Source organism: Halopseudomonas maritima, from assembly GCF_021545785.1.
Lineage (GTDB): Bacteria > Pseudomonadota > Gammaproteobacteria > Pseudomonadales > Pseudomonadaceae > Halopseudomonas > Halopseudomonas maritima.
The window spans coordinates 3,573,679-3,589,340 of the sequence record NZ_CP079801.1; the positions used below are offsets into that span (position 1 = coordinate 3,573,679).

Consider the following 15,662-nt stretch of genomic DNA (forward strand, 5'->3'; position numbering starts at 1 on the left):
GTACGGTTGGTGGTCAACGGCATCCTGTTAGGATGCCGTTTTCATATGCATGGCGGGATATTTCATGTCGCTCGATACTTGGCTGGCTTTTGTTCTGGCGTGCTGGATTATTAGCCTGTCGCCAGGTGCTGGCGCCATTGCGTCTATGTCCAGTGGGCTCAATTACGGCTTTGCCAGAGGCTATTGGACGGCCCTGGGGCTGCAGCTTGGCCTGGTGTTGCAGGTGGCGGTGGTTGCCGCCGGGGTAGGGGCCTTGCTGGCAACCTCGGCGCTGGCCTTTACCCTGATCAAGTGGTTTGGTGTGCTTTATCTGCTTTACTTGGCGCTGCGTCAGTGGCGGGCTCCGGTTGCGGCCCCGGATACGGCCAGCTTGTCAGGCTCTTTTGCCGCCCGTCCAGGAGGACTGTTGCTGCGTGGGTTTCTGGTCAATGCCGGCAACCCCAAGGCGGTGGTTTTCATGCTGGCGGTACTGCCGCAATTTCTCGATTTGCAGCAGCCGCTGGCCACCCAATACCTGATTATGGCCGCTACCATGATCGCGGTTGATCTGATTGTCATGGCCGGTTACACCGGGCTTGCGGCCAGGCTATTACGTTTGTTGCGCTCGCCGCGCCAGCAGCGCGCCTTGAATCGCACCTTCGCGGGTTTGTTTGCAGGTGCTGCGGGGGCCTTGACGTTGGTAAGACGCGGCGTCAGCTAACGCGGCTTCGGTAGCCTGAAGGGGGGACGCCCATTGCCTGGCGAAAGCGGTTGCTGAAGTGGCTGGCTGAGCTGAAACCGCAGCGCAGGGCGATCTCCAGCAGGCTGATCTGGCTGTTACGCAGCAGTTCGCAGGCTAGTGCCAGACGGCGGTTCATCACGTACTGGTGGGGCGCCAAACCGACGCTGCGTTTGAACATACGGGCAAAGTGGTACTCGCTGAGCTGGCACTGCATTGCCAGCTCAGCCAGTGGCAGCGGCTGATCCAGATGCGCCTCGATGTAATCGAAGACGCGCCGACGCTGATGCGGCGCCAGGCCGCCGGTAACGCCGGGTACCTGCCAGTTGACCTGGGTGTAGTGGCGCAGCACATGGCTCAGCAGCAGGTTGCTGGCGCTGCTAAGGATGAGCTGGTCGCTGTTGTCGTGCCAGTTGGCCTGCAGCAGGAAATGGCGGTATAGCAGCGCAATCTGCGGGTCATCGGCAAACAGCCGTTCATTCACACTGAGGTTCAACGGGCTGCGATCCCACGTCTGCTCAGCCAGTTGGCGCAGGTGTTGATCGGTGAAATACAGGTGAACAAAAGACAGTGGGCCGCGTATGTCCCAGGTGGAGCTGTACTGCTGGGGCAGCAGGCAGAGGCGGTCCGGCCCTCCGCCATTGTGCCAGCCGTCGGCAGCCCTGAAGTAAGACTGATAGCCGTCGGCAGTGTACAGACTGAGGGTGTGGTGGTCGGCATTTTCCAGTGCAATCAGGTCCTGCTCGTTGTACCAGGCAGCCAGCCCCGTGCCGTTACCCAACTGCGCATGGTTGAGCAGGCGGGCGTTGTGCTGGCGCAGACTGTCAAATACCTCAAACCTGTCGTCTGTCATCGTGCTGCTCGCCGTACCGTTGTCTGTTGTGCATGGTAAGCCTGCCGGTGGTACGCGCCAATAGGCGGGTAGTCTGAGGGCTAAATAAACCGCAGCAATCTGCAAGTCGACGCAAGAGGATGCAAGCGCCGGCGCAGGTTGATCGGGATACTGGGCATCGGTTATCTGATTGGGGAAGGGGAATGAACGCCACGCTGTACGCGGCCACAGTGCTGATTTGGGGCACCACCTGGATTGCCATCGCAATGCAGTCCGGTCCGGTGCCTTCGGCGGTTTCGGTGTTCTACCGCTTTGCTCTGGCGAGCCTGTTATTGCTGGCGGTGCTGCTGGTCACTGGACGCCTGCGGCGCATAGGGCCGCGCGATCACCTGTTCTGCCTGTTACAGGGCCTGTGCGTGTTCAGCTTCAACTTTTATTGCTTCTACAGCGCCAATGCCTACATCAACAGCGGCCTGGAAGCGGTGCTGTTTTCCATGGCGACGCTGTTCAATGCCATTAACGCAGTGCTGTTTTTCGGGCAGCGCCTTGAGGCGCGCCTGGTGCGGGCGAACCTGCTTGGCTTGGTGGGTATCGTCTGCCTGTTCTGGCATGACCTTAGCGCCGCCCATCTCGGCCAGGATACGCTGATCGGTATTGGTCTGTGCCTGCTGGGGACTTATGGGTTCTCCCTCGGCAACATGATCAGCGTGCGACATCAGGCACGGCGCCTGGATGTCTTTTCTACCAACGCCTACGCCATGGGCTATGGCGCCGTGGCGATGTTGCTGCTGGTTTGGTGGCGGGGGGATAGCTTCGCCTTGTTGTGGACGCCGGCCTACTTGGGCGCGCTGCTGTATCTGGCAGTGATTGGATCGGTGGTGGGCTTTGCTGTGTACTTTATGCTGATTGGCCGCATCGGCGCTGGGCCGGCAGCTTACGCGACTGTCCTGTTTCCGCTCATCGCGCTGGGTATGTCTACGCTATTTGAGGGCTATCGGTGGAGCGGTATGGCGATAGTCGGCTTGGCGCTGATTATCTGCGGCAACCTGCTGCTGTTCCATCGCCCGCGACCGGTTGTCACGTCGCCGACGCAGGCCGAGCGCGTATAGTTTGGGGACAAGGAGGGCGCATGGACTATTTTATCATCGCCGTTGTTACTCTCAGTGGTCTTTACTTTCATTGGTGGCTGTATCGCCGTATTCGCCGCTGGTCTGATCGCGACCTGGCCCTGTCGATGGCGGGCGACTCGCCGCAGAAGCGCCAGTTTATGCTTACCAGCCTGGAGCAGGCGCAGCAGCAGAAGGTTTCGCGTAAGGCACTGGAGGCCTGGTTGCAGGGTGCCGCCGAACGGTATGAGCGCGATCACGTGTAACTGCCTCGGAACTCGCGCGCCTGCCGGGCACTCTGTTTAAGTGACGCACGCCTGATACCGGACGGTTGAAATCATTTTCGAGCGAGGAGAGTCACGATGGAACTGCACAATAAAGACCTGGGAACCCTGTTCGAGCAACTGGGCCTGGATTCTGACCAGAAAAGCATGGACGCATTCTTTGCCAGCCACTCCCTGGCACACGACACCAAATTGAGCGAGGCGCCGTTCTGGACGCCAGCTCAGGCGGCTTTTTTGCGAGAGGAGATCCGCGAGGACGCAGAGTGGGCACCGCTGGTAGACGAGCTGAACGCCCGTCTGCACGAGCAGTAAGACTGAGACATGCACACCTTTAATCCATTGAGTGAGGAATGATCATGACCAGTACCACAGACAAACTGAAAGGCAAATACAACGAGACTGTCGGCAAGGCCAAGCGTGAAACTGGCCGCGCCCTTGACGATGAGGAGCTGCAGGGCGAGGGCGAACTGCAGAACCTCAAAGGCAAGGCAGAATCGACTAAAGGCAAGGTCAAGGAAAAGCTCAAGGATTTAGTCGATCGGAGCTGAACGCTGACCTGAGATAAACAACAACGCCCGGGCTTGCCGCGGGCGTTGTTGTTTGCTGTATAGGCGGGACAGGTGAGGGCGTTTCTGGCATCATGCAGGTCATTCGCTTGCTAAGGAATTGCGCCGTCCTGTTCGTACAGCCGATACGGGCATGCTGGACCGCGCCGACCCTTGGCTGCAGCTGCTGCTCCTCGATCGGGCCTGTGCCCCACGGAAACCTGCCCTATGCCACTTCATATACTGCTCATTCTGGGTGGTCTCAGTGCTTTTGGCCCGCTGGCCATTGATATGTATTTGCCGGCGTTTCCGGCCATTGCCAGCGCTCTGGATGCCAGCACCGAACAGGTGCAGCTCAGCCTGTCGGTCTACTTCGTCGGTCTGGCCAGTGGACAGTTGGTTTACGGGCCGCTGGCCGACCGTTTCGGGCGCCGTGCACCGCTGTTATTTGGGATTGCACTGTTTTGCCTTGCCTCGCTTGGTTGCGCGTTGGCACCCACATTGGAGTGGTTGTTGGTAGCACGTTTTGCGCAGGCGCTGGGTGGCTGTGCAGGTATGGTGGTCAACCGTGCGGTGGTGCGCGATCTGTGCGAGCCAATTGATGCGGCCAAGGCGTTTTCCCAATTGATGCTGGTGATGGGCGTGGCGCCCATCCTCGCACCGCTGGCGGGCACGGCGTTGCTTGGACTGGGCGGTTGGTCGAGCATTTTCCTGTTTCTCAGCCTGTTTGCTGTGCTGTTTGCGCTGGCGGTCTACTTCTTTCTGCCTGAAACCCTGCCAACACAGATGGCGCGCCCGCCGCTAAAAAGCGCGTTTGGACGCTACTTGCGTCTGCTGGGTGAGCCGTTGTTTATGTTCCATGCACTGACAGGCGGGGTGGCGATGGCGGGTATGTTCGCCTATATCGCGGGCTCACCCTATGTGTTTCTCGAGCTGTATGACGTGCCGGTCGAGCAATACGCCTGGCTATTCGGGGGCATCGCTGCCTGCTTTATCCTGTCGGCGCAGCTCAACTCACGCTTTCTGAGGTACTGGAGTCAGCTTGCTGTCATTCGTGGCACGACGCTGGTCTACATGCTGGCGACCTCAACGTTGCTGCTGGCGGCCTGGCTGCAGGTAAGCAGTCTGTGGCTGTTTCTGCCGCCACTGGTACTGAGCGTGGCCGTGATTTCCCAGGTGTTGCCTAATGCCTCGGCTTGCGCTCTGGCTGGTCATGGTCATCAGGCAGGTATTGCTTCGGCGTTGATGGGCACCATGCAGTTTGCCATCGCCGGGGTTACCTCTGCTGCCGTTGGTGTACTGCACGACGACAGCGCCGTGCCCATGGCTGGCGTAATGGCGGTCTGCGGTGTATTGACTGTGCTGATGGCGCTCATGGCACGTCGTGTGAGCGCCAGGCAAAGTATGGCTTCCACCTGAGCGTTTTGCTTCGATCACTAGCGGCGGCCAACCGCCTCCGGTAGTGCCGCGCGGCGTCTCTGCGCGGGCCGCTTTCACTCTTAGCGGCGCTGTATACCGTTGTCGATTGCTTCTCTCACCCCTTGCTTGAGCCGGCCGGCCGGCCGAGTCATGCCTTTGCGATGTGATCGCTGGGGCCCGACACAGGCGGCCCATGCCGCCGAAATATAATTAAACACTTTTCTAATTAGCAATATTTATCATTTGTGTTTAGAGTGCGATCGCAAGGTGTCGCACCTGCGTGAGCGCGTGCCACATCTGAGCACTCTCCTGGGGAGGGGAGATTCTATTTCAATAACAGGAACTGCCATGAAAACAATACCCTTCTTTGCCCGTCATCTGGTGGCGATTGCTGTAGCTGCTGCAGCCCTGCCAGCCAGCGCGCTCGCCGACTCTGACGCTGCGTTGACCCTGCCTGCGATTGATGTGGTCGGTTACGGTGCGGATGACCTGTCGCGCCAGACTGGTGCCGTCGTGGTTATCAAACGCGAGGAAATTGAGCGCCTGCAGCCGATCTCAACCGAAGACGTCTTGCGCCGAATTCCGGGTATTAATGTCAAGACTGAGGAAGAGTCAGCTGTCGTCAGCAATATTGGTATTCGCGGTCTGTCTGCCAGCGAAGCCAAGTCACTGGTGCTGGAAGACGGCGTCCCTGTTGCTCCCGGGTTGTTTATCGGCAACGATCGCTATTACAACCCGCGTATTCAGCGTATGGAAGGTATCGAGGTGCTCAAGGGATCAGCGTCCCTGCGCTACGGCCCTTCGACTATTGGTGGGGTGATCAACTACAAGACCAAGACGCCTGAGGGCGTTGCAGTGTTCACCCGTATCGGCTCTTTCAACACCCGTGAGGCGACGCTGGAAGCCGGCGGCCGCAGCCCGTCCGGCGATGCCTATGCAGGCTTGGTTGCAACAAAGGCTCGTAGTGACGGTTTCCTGGACCGCGATTACGATATGACCGACCTGATGTTGAAGGCCGGCAGCGCCATTGGTGAAAACCAGACCTTTGGGGTGAAGTTCTCCTGGTACGAAAATGACGCGAATATTTCCTACCGCGGCATGTTCCTGCAGGACTATCGTGACGGTCGTACCTACAATCCGGCGCCGGACGATTACTTCCTGACTGACCGTCGCGCGTTCGATATTAACCACGAGTGGTTCATCTCTGACCGCGCGACTCTGCAGACCCTGGCCTACTGGAGCGAGTTGACGCGTGACTACTGGCGTTACTCGGTAGACACTGCGGCCTCCAATGCGGCTGGTCGCTGGGTTTACACCGATTCGCTGACCGGTAACAACCGAAGCTTCGAGCGTATTGGGCTGGAAACGCGGCTGATGTTGGATCACGACCTGTTCGGTCTGGTCAACGAGGCTGAGTTTGGCCTGCGCTTTATGGAGGAAGAGTCGGATGACAAGCGTATCCGGGCCACGCGTGATCAGGATCGTACCGGCGTCAACGACCGCCACCGCGAGGACAGCGCAGAAAGCATGGCGGCCTACGTGCAAAACCGTTTCGTTATCAGCGAGCGCCTGGCGATCACGCCCGGTCTGCGTGTGGAGTCCTATGAGCAGAAGCGCAAGGTGCTCACCAATAACGGCGCATCTGAAACTACCTCCAACACCGAATGGCTGCCTGGTATCGGCTTTACCTATCAGTTGATGCCCGCTGCGCAGCTTTACGGTGGTGCCTACCGCGCGTTTTCTCCTGCATCCAACGGCGTTGCGCTGGACGGACTGGTAGACCAGAAGCTCGACGGTGAGCGTTCGGACAACTATGAGTTTGGTCTGCGCGGCAACAACGGTGCCTACACCTATGACGTCACTGCGTTCTACATGAACTTTGATAATCAGGTGGTAACGGGCAATAGTGATCCGAACCTGTCACAGTCCAACGCAGGCAAGACATTGCACTACGGTCTGGAAGCAGCGCTGAGCGTAGAGCTCGGTGGCGGCTTCAGCATCGATAGCAACCTGACCTGGGTGTCTGAGTCCGAGTTTCGCTCTGGTGCCAACAAAGGTAACCGTCTGCCCTATGCGCCGGAGTACCTGGCCAACGTAGGGTTGAACTACACCGACGGCCGTTTTAGCAGTGCGCTGAATATGCACTATCAGAGCGAGCAGTTTGGTGATGCCAGCAATCGCAAGGACATTCCGACCGGCGCCGAGGGTGGTATCTGGGGAGGTCAGATTCGTTCCTATGCCCTGTATGATCTGCTGGCTCAATATCAGGTGAACGATCATCTGCGCCTGCAGGGTGCGGTGAAGAACCTGACCGACAAGCGCTACATTACCGGCTTGCGTCAGGGCATCTATGTTGGCCCCGAGCGCTCGTTTGAAGTGGCTATGAACTACCGCTTCTGAGTGCAGGCCGGGCAGCCTGATATGGGCTGCCCGGCTATGTGTGATCGATGTCTACGCCCAGGCCGGCTGCGTTCTGGGTGTGTTCACGCTGGCGTACGACCGCTGCGCGTGCCCTTCTTGCAGCAGGGCAGACAATCGGATGTCGGCCCCCAGAACGTATCGCAGCTGTCCGCGTTCATCCAGAACCGGCGCCGACAGAGTGAAGCAGAAGCCGTCGGTTGCCGCAGAGCGGTACACATCGCTGATAAACGGCGAAAGCGTATCGCGTACGTTTGAGAACCACGGACGATTTGACCAGTTCTTGCCTCGTGCACTACTGCGATTGCCGTCCTGCAGGTCGGCACTCAGGATGTTCTCGCTGACTTGCACGCCATCTGCGCCAACCAGATACATCAACTCAAACCGGCCGTCCTGCTCAATCCAGCGCTGCATGGCCTGCTCCGCGCCGGCGCCGCCGCGCGCCAGCTCTGTACTGGCGGCCATTTCGGTTACCCGTTGGCGAATGAGCTGATGCACACCCAATTGGAAGCCGCCGAGGCCCTCCAGCAGGCGATCACCTTCGCTGCGTACCGCTTCACTGTGGTCGCGCACCGAGGAGGCTTTCTGCATCATTGAGCTGGCTACCCCGGCCACGCTTTGTACGTCCTGGCTGACTGAGCGCACCGCCGCGCCAATCTGCTCTGCACCGCTGGCGATGCTGGCGATACGCTGATCAAGCTGGCCCATTGCCGCGGTGGCGTCGCTGAGGCTGCGATCCATGCTGATGATACGTTCGCGGCCGGTCGCAACGGCGTTCTGCATTTGGCTGCCGGCGGTATTGAGGCTCTGCATGCCAGTGCGGAAGTTGTCGATGATCTCGCTTACCTTGTCGGTGGCGGCGGTGGTCTTGCCCGCCAGCGTACGCACCTCGTCAGCGACCACGGCGAAGCCGCGCCCTTGTTCGCCGGCTCGCGCTGCCTCAATTGCCGCGTTCAGTGCCAGCAGGTTGGTTTGCTGAGAAATGGTGGCGATCATGCCAATGACCTGGGTTATTTCCTCCAGCTGTTTGCCAATTTCGCCGATGCGGCTGGTCAGCTCGGATTCGCAGCCGTTGATGGTCTCGACCTGTGCCAGCACGTTGCGACTGTCTTGTTCACAGCGATTGAGCTGCGCGCTGACGTCGCCGGAGAGTTGCGCTACCGCAGTGGTGCCGGGTACCAGCTCGGCGTCCAGCGTGGTGCTGACCTGTTCGGTGGCGCTGGCAATTTCTTCGGAGGACTGGGCCAACTGTTCGCCGTGGGCCTGACTGTCAGCAGCGATGCGTGCTAGCTGCGGTGCGTGAGCGGCAATGCCGACAGCAGCGTGCAGGCTCTGGGTTATTCGCTGTTGCAGGGTTTGGGCAAACTGGTTCAGGTCGGCAAGGGCGCCCGGCTGCTCTGGTAAGTCGGCGGCGAGGTTCAGATCCTTGAACAGGGAGGCGGTGGCGCTGGCTTGCGCCCGCTGATGGCGTGCGAGTGTGAAGATTCCCATGGTAGCTCCTTGCCGACGGCGTGTTCATTGGGCAAGCAATTACCAGGCCACCAGGCAAGCGGGGTAATCAGTGGGAGTAGGGGACACAGGGAGCGTAATCGAGCGCCGCGTTGGTGCGTCGCGCGTCAAAAGAGGGCAGAAACAACAAGGCCGCGACAGGTGTCGCGGCCTTGTTGGCTCAGCCTGATGGTTCAGGCAGCCCAGCGCTTGAGGATCAGGGTGGCGTTGGTGCCACCAAAACCGAAGCTGTTGGACATGATGAGATCAACCGCCTGGTCCAGACGCTCGCGCAGGATCGGCAGATCGCCGGCGTTCTCGTCCAGCTCGTCGATGTTGGCCGAAGCCACCAGAAAGTTGTCGCGCAGCATCAGCAGGCAATAGATGGCTTCCTGTACACCGGCGGCGCCCAGCGAGTGGCCAGACAGGCTCTTGGTCGAGCTGATCTTTGGCGCTTTGTCGCCAAAGACTTCACGAATGGCCTTGAGCTCCGCCACGTCGCCCACCGGGGTGGACGTGCCGTGGGTGTTGAGGTACTCAACGGCACCGTCTACGGTGGCCAGCGCCTGCTGCATGCAGCGTATCGCGCCTTCGCCGCTGGGAGCGACCATGTCGTAGCCGTCGGAGGTAGCACCATAGCCCACCACTTCGGCGTAAATCTTCGCGCCACGGGCTAGGGCGTGCTCCAGCTCCTCAACGACCACCATGCCGCCGCCGCCGGCGATAACAAAGCCGTCGCGGTTGGCATCGTAGGCGCGAGAGGCCTTTTCTGGCGTCTCGTTGTACTGGGTGGAGAGCGCGCCCATGGCGTCGAACAGCATGGTCTGGGACCAGTGTTCCTCTTCACCGCCACCGGCAAACACGATGTCCTGCTTACCCAGCTGGATCAGCTCGGCCGCGTGACCGATGCAGTGCGCACTGGTCGCACAGGCTGAGGAGATCGAGTAGTTGACGCCCTTGATCTTGAACGGGGTGGCCAGACAGGCCGAGACGGTGCTGCCCATGGTGCGCGGTACGCGGTATGGCCCGATCTTCTTGACGCCCTTTTCGCGCAGGATGTCGATGGCTTCCATCTGGTTCAGGGTGGAGGCACCACCGCTACCGGCCACCAGGCCAGTACGCACATTGCTGACCAGCTCTTCGCCGAGGCCGGCGTCGGCAATGGCCTGCTGCATGGACAGGTAGGCGTAGGCAGCGGCATCGCCCATAAAGCGCTTGATCTTGCGATCAATGGCGGCGTCCAGGTCAATATCGACCGAACCGGATACCTGACTGCGCAGACCCATTTCGGCGTACGAGGGATTGAAACGGATGCCGGGTTTGCCAGCTTTCAGGCTGGCGGCTACGGAGTCCAGATCCTGGCCCAGGCAGGAAACAATGCCCATGCCGGTAATCACGACGCGACGCATAGTGATGATCCTCAGAAACTATCGGTAGAAGTGAACAGACCTACGCGCAGACCTTCGGCGCTGTAGATCTCGCGACCATCGACGGCCACGCTGCCATCGGCGATGCCGAGGGTCAGGGCGCGGTTCATGGTGCGCTTGATATGAATGGTATAGGTCACCTTCTTGGCGGTCGGCAGCACCTGACCGAAGAACTTGACCTCGCCGGAGCCCAGTGCGCGGCCGCGACCCTGGAAGCCCAGCCAGCCGAGGTGGAAGCCAACCAGCTGCCACATGGCGTCCAGACCCAGGCAACCCGGCATGACGGGGTCGCCTTCGAAGTGGCATGCAAAGAACCACAGGTCGGGGGTGATATCCAGCTCGGCGACGATCTCGCCCTTGCCGTATTTACCGCCGGTCTCGCTGATGTGGGTGATACGGTCGATCATCAGCATGTTGGGGGCTGGAAGTTGTGCGTTTCCGGGGCCAAACATTTCGCCACGGCTGCATTTCAGCAGCTCTTCCCGGGTGTACGCATTCTGTCGTGTCATAGAGGCTCCTGCTCGTCCCCGTCCTCGGGGCACTATTGATTCGGCTTGTTCTGTGTCAGCAAGCATCCGAAAGGGCGCGCGGCCAGTCATGATAAATCAGCTGGAGGGCGTTGACTGTGTCATCTGCATGACCTGAGTCAAGCTTGTGCACTCTGTACGCCTGCCTGCACTGCGCTTTCGGTTGGCTGCTGAGCGTTTTTTGTTCGCGTAAGCTCAGACTCAGTGCCTGCCGAGAAAGTCACAACATCCACGTTTTGCGTGTGATGAGGCGTTGAGGATACCCGCGAAGGCGAGTCAGGACAAAGTTTCTGTGTCCTGACTCGCCCGCGGGAGAGCAGGAAGGATCAGGCCAGCACGCCGAACTCGGCCAGGAACTGGTCACGCAGTTCGCGCTTGAGCACCTTGCCGATGGCGCTGCGTGGCAGCTCGTCGGTGATGATGACGCGGGTCAGGCGCTGCGTCTTGCCAACGCGCTCATTGAACCAGGCCTTTACTTGCTCGGCCTCTACCGTGCGGCCTGCAAAGGGCACGATGTAGGCGACCGGGGTTTCGCCCCAGCTAGTGGAAGCCACGCCCACAACGGTTACGTCCTGCAGGTCGGGGTGCTTGCGCAGCTCGGCTTCCAGGTCACTGGGGTAAATGTTGAAGCCGCCGCTGATGATCATATCCTTGCGACGGTCCATCAGGGTGAGGAAGCCTTCCTCGTCAAAACGGCCGACGTCGCCGGTACGGATAAAGCGCTTGCCGGTGCTGTCGTACCACTCCGCCTCGGCGGTTTTTTGCGGCTTGTTCAGGTAGCCGGCCATCATTGCGGGCGAATGGCCGACGACTTCACCAATCTCGCCGCGCGGCAGCTCAACGCCATCCTCGTCAATCACGCGCATATCGTGGCCTTCCATCGGTAGACCCACGGTATGCAGTTTGTCGGGGTAGGTGTGCGCTGCCAGGGCGCAGGAGCCGCCGCCTTCGGTCATGCCGTAGAACTCGACCAGGCCGCCGGGCCAGCGTTTGAGTACATCGGCTTTCAGCTCGGCGTGGAAGGGCGCGCTGGTACTGAACTTCATGATGTAGCTGCTGAGGTCGTAACTGTCGAAGTCCGGCCGTGCCATGATGCGTTGGTATTGCACCGGGACCAGCATGCTGTGGGTAATGCGGTTGGCCTCTGCCAGCTTCAGGTAACGCTCGGCGTCAAACTTGGCCATGATGACGACGGTGCCGCCCAGGCCGATGGTCGGCAGGAAGGAGACCAGCGTGGTGTTGGAGTAGAGCGGGGTCGACATCAGGGTGCGGCAGTCCGGGCCATAGCCCATGGTCAGGCCGCGCTGAATGTGCGACCAGCGCATGCCGTGGGACTGCACGATACCTTTCGGCTCGCCGGTGGTGCCCGAGGAGTAGATGACGTTGAAGGTCATTTCCGGGGTGATGTCGACCGGGCTCGGTTTGGCGCCGTCTGCTGCCAGCCAATCATTGTAGTGGCGCTCGGCACCGCTGTTGTCCAGGCTCAGCAGCGGCATGCCCAGGCGCTCACGAATGGCGTCGATGGCGTTCAGGGTGCTGACGTCGGCAAAAAACAGCTTGGCAGCCGAGTCGGCCAGCATGCCGAGCAGGCTCTCGGGGGTAGAGGAGGGAGCGAGCGGAGCGACAGTGACGCCAGCACGCAGGGCGCCGACGAAAAGCACGGCGTAGTTGATCGAGTTGGCGGCACAGATGGCGATAGCGTCACTGGCCTGCAGCCCGTCACGCTGCAGTGCGGCCGCAACGCGGTCGGCCTCGGCGCTCAGCTCACGGTAGGTCATGCGCTGGTCGCCCTCGATCAGCGCGGGATGGTCGGCACTTTCCTGCGCGTGGGCGGCGATCAGGGCGGGCAACGTGGTATAGGGCGATTCGAGGGTAACTATGGACATGCGTGAGGCGCTCGACTGGAGTTGTTGTTGGCGTAACGGCTGATCGTCTACAGATGAGACAGCCAAGTTTGCCCCAGTGTCGCTATTTGCTGCCTCTGAATCCAGCGTTGCAGAGGCCTTGGCCGCCGGTGGAATGGTGCACGATCAGCGCCATCAATGGTTGGACTGATGCAACCATGGTTCCAACGCCTGCAGTAAGGCCTGCCTGGTTACCGGCTTGCTGAGGAAGTCTTGCATGCCTGCTGCGGCGCTGTCACGGCGATCTAATTCGAAGGCGCTGGCGGTCAGTGCAATGCAGGGGATGGGGGGCTGGTTGTGCTCTGCACAATGTGCGTGATAGCGGCGACAAACCTCCATACCGTCAATGTCAGGCAGTTGGATGTCCATCAGTGCGGCGGCATAGCGTCTGGGTGAAGACGTCAGCTGGCGCAGCGCCTCTTCGCCGCTGGCAACCACGGTGACGCTGATGTCGGCGGTGTTGAGCATACCCTCGATCACCATCTGATTGACCGGGTTATCTTCCACCAGTAGCACCGGCAGGTTGCTGCGTTGGCCACTGGGCAGCGTCCGTGATCTTGGCTCTCCGAGCGGATGCTCGCGGAGGGTCAGGGGTATTTCGAAGGTAAACACAGACCCTTGGCCCTCGTGACTCTCGGCGACCAGCTCGCCGCCCATCTTCTCCGCGAAGGTGCGTGCGATAGACAGTCCCAGTCCCGTACCGCCAAAGCGGCGCGAGGTGCTGCTATCGGCCTGCTGGAAAGCGTCGAACATGCGCTCCAGGCGCTCGGGAGCAATGCCGATACCGGTGTCGGATACCGCGCAACGCAGCCAGAGACTGTCGGTACCGGTTAATTGCCAGCTGGCGTGCACGGCAATGTAGCCCTGCTCGGTGAATTTCATGGCATTGCCGACCAGGTTGACCAGGATCTGGCGAATGCGCGTGGGGTCGCCCACTACTTCGCTTTGGGCGTCGCTGCCGTTCAGTCGTGTGATCAACTGCAGCTTCTTTTGTCGCGCTGTGTGCTCAAACACGCTGACCGATGACTGGATCAGCTGGGGCAGATTGAAGGGGATGTGCTCAAGTTCCAGAGCGCCGCGCTCAATACGCGAGAAGTCGAGTATGTCGTTAATAACCTTGAGCAGGTGGTCGGTGGACTCTCCGGCAATGTGCACGTACTCGCTTTGCTCGCTGTTCAGCTCTGTGGTCTCAAGCAATTGAAGCATGCCTAGCACGCCGTTCATCGGGGTGCGCAGCTCGTGACTCATCATGGCAAGAAATTCCGACTTGGCGCGGTTGGCAGCCTCGGCATCCTCGCGGGCGCTGATCAGCTCCTGCATGGCACGCTGTTGCTGATTCTCCGCGTGCTCAAGTGTTTCGGCCAGACTGTTGATGTTGCGCATCAACTGACCTATTTCGTGCTCATCATCGACGTTAAGGCGGGTGTCGAGCTTGCCCTGCTGCAGCTGGGAGACAGTTTGCCCCATGCGCACCATGGGGTCGGCCAGCGCCTTGGCCAGACGCAGCGCGAGAAAGAGCGTGGCAATCAGCACCAGGGCGGCGAGCCCCAGGGTTTTCAGCAGCATACTGTGTTGACGCTTGATGAACGCGCTGTTGCTTAGGCCAACGTGCACCTGGCCAAGATAGCGCTGCTGCTCGCTGCCAGGCTGGGGCGGGCTGTCGAGCAGGAAGAGGTCGTTTTGCAGCGCGATGCGCTCGCGCAGGATATCGGCGACAAACACCTGCAGTCCGTCGTGATCGGCCTCGGCGGCGCGACCAAGATGCAGCAGCGGCCGGCCGGTGCGGTCGTAGACTTTGACATAGCGTACATGTGGTACGTTGAGGGCACCTTTGACCAAGCTCTCGAGGGTGCGCAGATTGCCGCTGATCACACCGTACTCGGCGGCGGGCGCTAACTGCTCCGCGATCAGTTGGCCGGTTACCTGCAGCTCGCGATTGACGTCGTCCAGGCGAGCGGTGGTGAAGAAGGTGAACCCCACGACGCCCATCAGCAGCGCCGGCAAGGTAGCGATCAGTATCAGGCGGCTATAGATGGTGCCGCGTCGCAGAAAATTCATGGTTCTTGCTCCAGCTCGGCCAGGCGGCGGGCGAGGGTGGCATCGTCCGGCAACGGAATACCCAGGGAACGAGCCACCTGGGTGTTGCTCAGCACGGAAAAGTAGCGGGGGTAGGACGCTGCATTGGGGGGCGCGCCCTGTTCAATCAGATAAGCGACGCTGCGCGCCATATCCTCGGGGCTGCTGTAGGTAGTGCTGAGGCTGCCCGCATCGATAAAGGGCGCGCTGGGGCCAATCAACACCTTGTTGCGCGAGTAACTGGTCAGCAGAATTGTTTTCAGGTTGTCCGCGTTGTAGATGTTGCTGTCATCGGTACCAATCAGGAGATCACTTTGGCCAATCAGGCCCAACAATTGCCGTGACAGCTCATCAGGTTTATCCAGCTCGGCAACGATTAACTCGATGTTCAGCCGCTCCGCAGCCCTAAGCCAGCCGGTGCGCTGCCAAGCGGTGGCGGGGGTCAGCAGCATTCCTGCGCGATCCAGGCGCGGCATCAGCGTTCGGCTTAATTGCAGCTGTCGGGCCGGTTTGGGGTTTGCGTAAAGCACATGCAGCCAAGGCGGAGCATCTTGGCTGCGCGGATGCCAGTACTCGCCTGTCAGGTAGGTTGCAAAAGTACGGATTTGAGCGCTTTGGCGTAAACGCCAGTTGAGCGCTTTCTGTCCCATGGTGATGATCTGGCGATATGAGGGCTGGGCAGGCAGATCAGAGTCATCGCTGGTCGCAACCTCTACGGAGCGCCCCAGTGCTGTTTGCAACTCGGCAATGAATGCATCGGTCAGGCCGCTGTGTCCGGGCAGTACCACAAGTGTTTGCGCAGCCTGGACAGGCAGGCAAAGAGCCAGCAGCAAGGTAATGAGCGCTACACGCAGTGCGTTCATTGGCCGTGGCGCCTGCGGTCAATCAGATAGAGGTAAGACATTCCTTGTCCGTGTT

14 protein-coding genes are annotated in these 15,662 nt (G+C 60.1%); 7 read left to right on the top strand and 7 right to left on the bottom strand.

Going from position 1 to position 15,662, the window contains the following annotated elements; all coding sequences use genetic code 11:
• Nucleotides 1-64: 64 nt before the first annotated feature.
• Nucleotides 65-700 carry a LysE family transporter gene (locus HV822_RS16535; RefSeq protein ID WP_238871361.1) on the top strand — a complete coding sequence of 212 codons (636 nt, stop codon included), beginning with the start codon at nt 65-67 and terminating at the stop codon, nt 698-700.
• Here the strand turns inward: HV822_RS16535 and HV822_RS16540 are convergent.
• Nucleotides 693-1,571, bottom strand: coding sequence for an AraC family transcriptional regulator (locus tag HV822_RS16540; protein WP_238871362.1), 879 nt, complete (start codon nt 1,569-1,571; stop codon nt 693-695). The two genes, HV822_RS16535 and HV822_RS16540, sit on opposite strands and share 8 nt — an antisense overlap.
• 182 nt (nt 1,572-1,753) lie before the next feature.
• Here HV822_RS16540 and HV822_RS16545 point away from each other — a divergent pair, with 182 nt between their 5' ends.
• The 6 genes from HV822_RS16545 to HV822_RS16570 all read left to right on the top strand — a co-directional run bounded on the left by HV822_RS16545 (nt 1,754) and on the right by HV822_RS16570 (nt 7,304).
• Nucleotides 1,754-2,659 (top strand): DMT family transporter, encoded by a 906-nt coding sequence (locus HV822_RS16545; protein WP_238871364.1) that lies wholly within the window; start codon nt 1,754-1,756, stop codon nt 2,657-2,659.
• A gap of 20 nt (nt 2,660-2,679) precedes the next feature.
• Entirely contained in the window at nt 2,680-2,922 is a 243-nt protein-coding gene (locus tag HV822_RS16550; RefSeq protein WP_238871366.1) for a hypothetical protein, read from the top strand.
• 96 nt (nt 2,923-3,018) lie between these two features.
• On the top strand, nt 3,019-3,252 hold the full coding sequence (locus tag HV822_RS16555) for a DUF2789 domain-containing protein (protein WP_238871367.1): 234 nt from the start codon (nt 3,019-3,021) through the stop codon (nt 3,250-3,252).
• A gap of 44 nt (nt 3,253-3,296) precedes the next feature.
• On the top strand, nt 3,297-3,488 hold the full coding sequence (locus tag HV822_RS16560) for a CsbD family protein (protein WP_238871368.1): 192 nt from the start codon (nt 3,297-3,299) through the stop codon (nt 3,486-3,488).
• A gap of 225 nt (nt 3,489-3,713) precedes the next feature.
• Nucleotides 3,714-4,904, top strand: a complete 1,191-nt coding sequence (locus HV822_RS16565) for a multidrug effflux MFS transporter (protein ID WP_238871369.1) — start codon at nt 3,714-3,716, stop codon at nt 4,902-4,904.
• Between the two features lie 348 nt (nt 4,905-5,252).
• The gene (locus tag HV822_RS16570) at nt 5,253-7,304 is read left to right on the top strand and encodes a TonB-dependent receptor family protein (RefSeq protein ID WP_238871371.1); all 2,052 of its coding nucleotides are present in this window, start codon (nt 5,253-5,255) and stop codon (nt 7,302-7,304) included.
• A gap of 51 nt (nt 7,305-7,355) precedes the next feature.
• On the opposite strand, the gene HV822_RS16575 is transcribed toward HV822_RS16570, so the two are convergent.
• From HV822_RS16575 to HV822_RS16600, 6 genes are all read right to left on the bottom strand, one after another.
• Nucleotides 7,356-8,813: a methyl-accepting chemotaxis protein gene (locus HV822_RS16575; protein ID WP_238871373.1), complete on the bottom strand. Its 1,458-nt coding sequence runs from the start codon at nt 8,811-8,813 to the stop codon at nt 7,356-7,358.
• 191 nt (nt 8,814-9,004) lie between these two features.
• On the bottom strand, nt 9,005-10,219 hold the full coding sequence (fabB, locus tag HV822_RS16580) for a beta-ketoacyl-ACP synthase I (protein ID WP_238871375.1): 1,215 nt from the start codon (nt 10,217-10,219) through the stop codon (nt 9,005-9,007).
• Nucleotides 10,220-10,230: 11 nt separating this feature from the next.
• The gene (fabA, locus tag HV822_RS16585; RefSeq protein WP_088275273.1) at nt 10,231-10,746 is read right to left on the bottom strand and encodes a 3-hydroxyacyl-[acyl-carrier-protein] dehydratase FabA; all 516 of its coding nucleotides are present in this window, start codon (nt 10,744-10,746) and stop codon (nt 10,231-10,233) included.
• Between the two features lie 344 nt (nt 10,747-11,090).
• Complete coding sequence (locus tag HV822_RS16590; RefSeq protein WP_238871376.1) at nt 11,091-12,650, bottom strand: class I adenylate-forming enzyme family protein; 1,560 nt, start codon at nt 12,648-12,650, stop codon at nt 11,091-11,093.
• Between the two features lie 153 nt (nt 12,651-12,803).
• Nucleotides 12,804-14,726, bottom strand: coding sequence for an ATP-binding protein (locus HV822_RS16595; RefSeq protein ID WP_238871377.1), 1,923 nt, complete (start codon nt 14,724-14,726; stop codon nt 12,804-12,806).
• Entirely contained in the window at nt 14,723-15,607 is an 885-nt protein-coding gene (locus HV822_RS16600) for an ABC transporter substrate-binding protein (protein ID WP_238871378.1), read from the bottom strand. Before HV822_RS16600 ends, HV822_RS16595 begins: the two co-directional genes overlap by 4 nt.
• Nucleotides 15,608-15,662: the final 55 nt, after the last annotated feature.

Coding starts and splice junctions, on each gene's coding strand:
- HV822_RS16590 (WP_238871376.1), bottom strand. CDS start 12,650: ATGTCCATAGTTACCCTCGAATCGCCCTATACCACGTTGCCCGCCCTG.
- HV822_RS16600 (WP_238871378.1), bottom strand. CDS start 15,607: ATGAACGCACTGCGTGTAGCGCTCATTACCTTGCTGCTGGCTCTTTGC.
- HV822_RS16575 (WP_238871373.1), bottom strand. CDS start 8,813: ATGGGAATCTTCACACTCGCACGCCATCAGCGGGCGCAAGCCAGCGCC.
- HV822_RS16555 (WP_238871367.1), top strand. CDS start 3,019: ATGGAACTGCACAATAAAGACCTGGGAACCCTGTTCGAGCAACTGGGC.
- HV822_RS16565 (WP_238871369.1), top strand. CDS start 3,714: ATGCCACTTCATATACTGCTCATTCTGGGTGGTCTCAGTGCTTTTGGC.
- HV822_RS16595 (WP_238871377.1), bottom strand. CDS start 14,726: ATGAATTTTCTGCGACGCGGCACCATCTATAGCCGCCTGATACTGATC.
- fabB (WP_238871375.1), bottom strand. CDS start 10,219: ATGCGTCGCGTCGTGATTACCGGCATGGGCATTGTTTCCTGCCTGGGC.
- HV822_RS16535 (WP_238871361.1), top strand. CDS start 65: ATGTCGCTCGATACTTGGCTGGCTTTTGTTCTGGCGTGCTGGATTATT.
- fabA (WP_088275273.1), bottom strand. CDS start 10,746: ATGACACGACAGAATGCGTACACCCGGGAAGAGCTGCTGAAATGCAGC.
- HV822_RS16540 (WP_238871362.1), bottom strand. CDS start 1,571: ATGACAGACGACAGGTTTGAGGTATTTGACAGTCTGCGCCAGCACAAC.
- HV822_RS16550 (WP_238871366.1), top strand. CDS start 2,680: ATGGACTATTTTATCATCGCCGTTGTTACTCTCAGTGGTCTTTACTTT.
- HV822_RS16560 (WP_238871368.1), top strand. CDS start 3,297: ATGACCAGTACCACAGACAAACTGAAAGGCAAATACAACGAGACTGTC.
- HV822_RS16545 (WP_238871364.1), top strand. CDS start 1,754: ATGAACGCCACGCTGTACGCGGCCACAGTGCTGATTTGGGGCACCACC.
- HV822_RS16570 (WP_238871371.1), top strand. CDS start 5,253: ATGAAAACAATACCCTTCTTTGCCCGTCATCTGGTGGCGATTGCTGTA.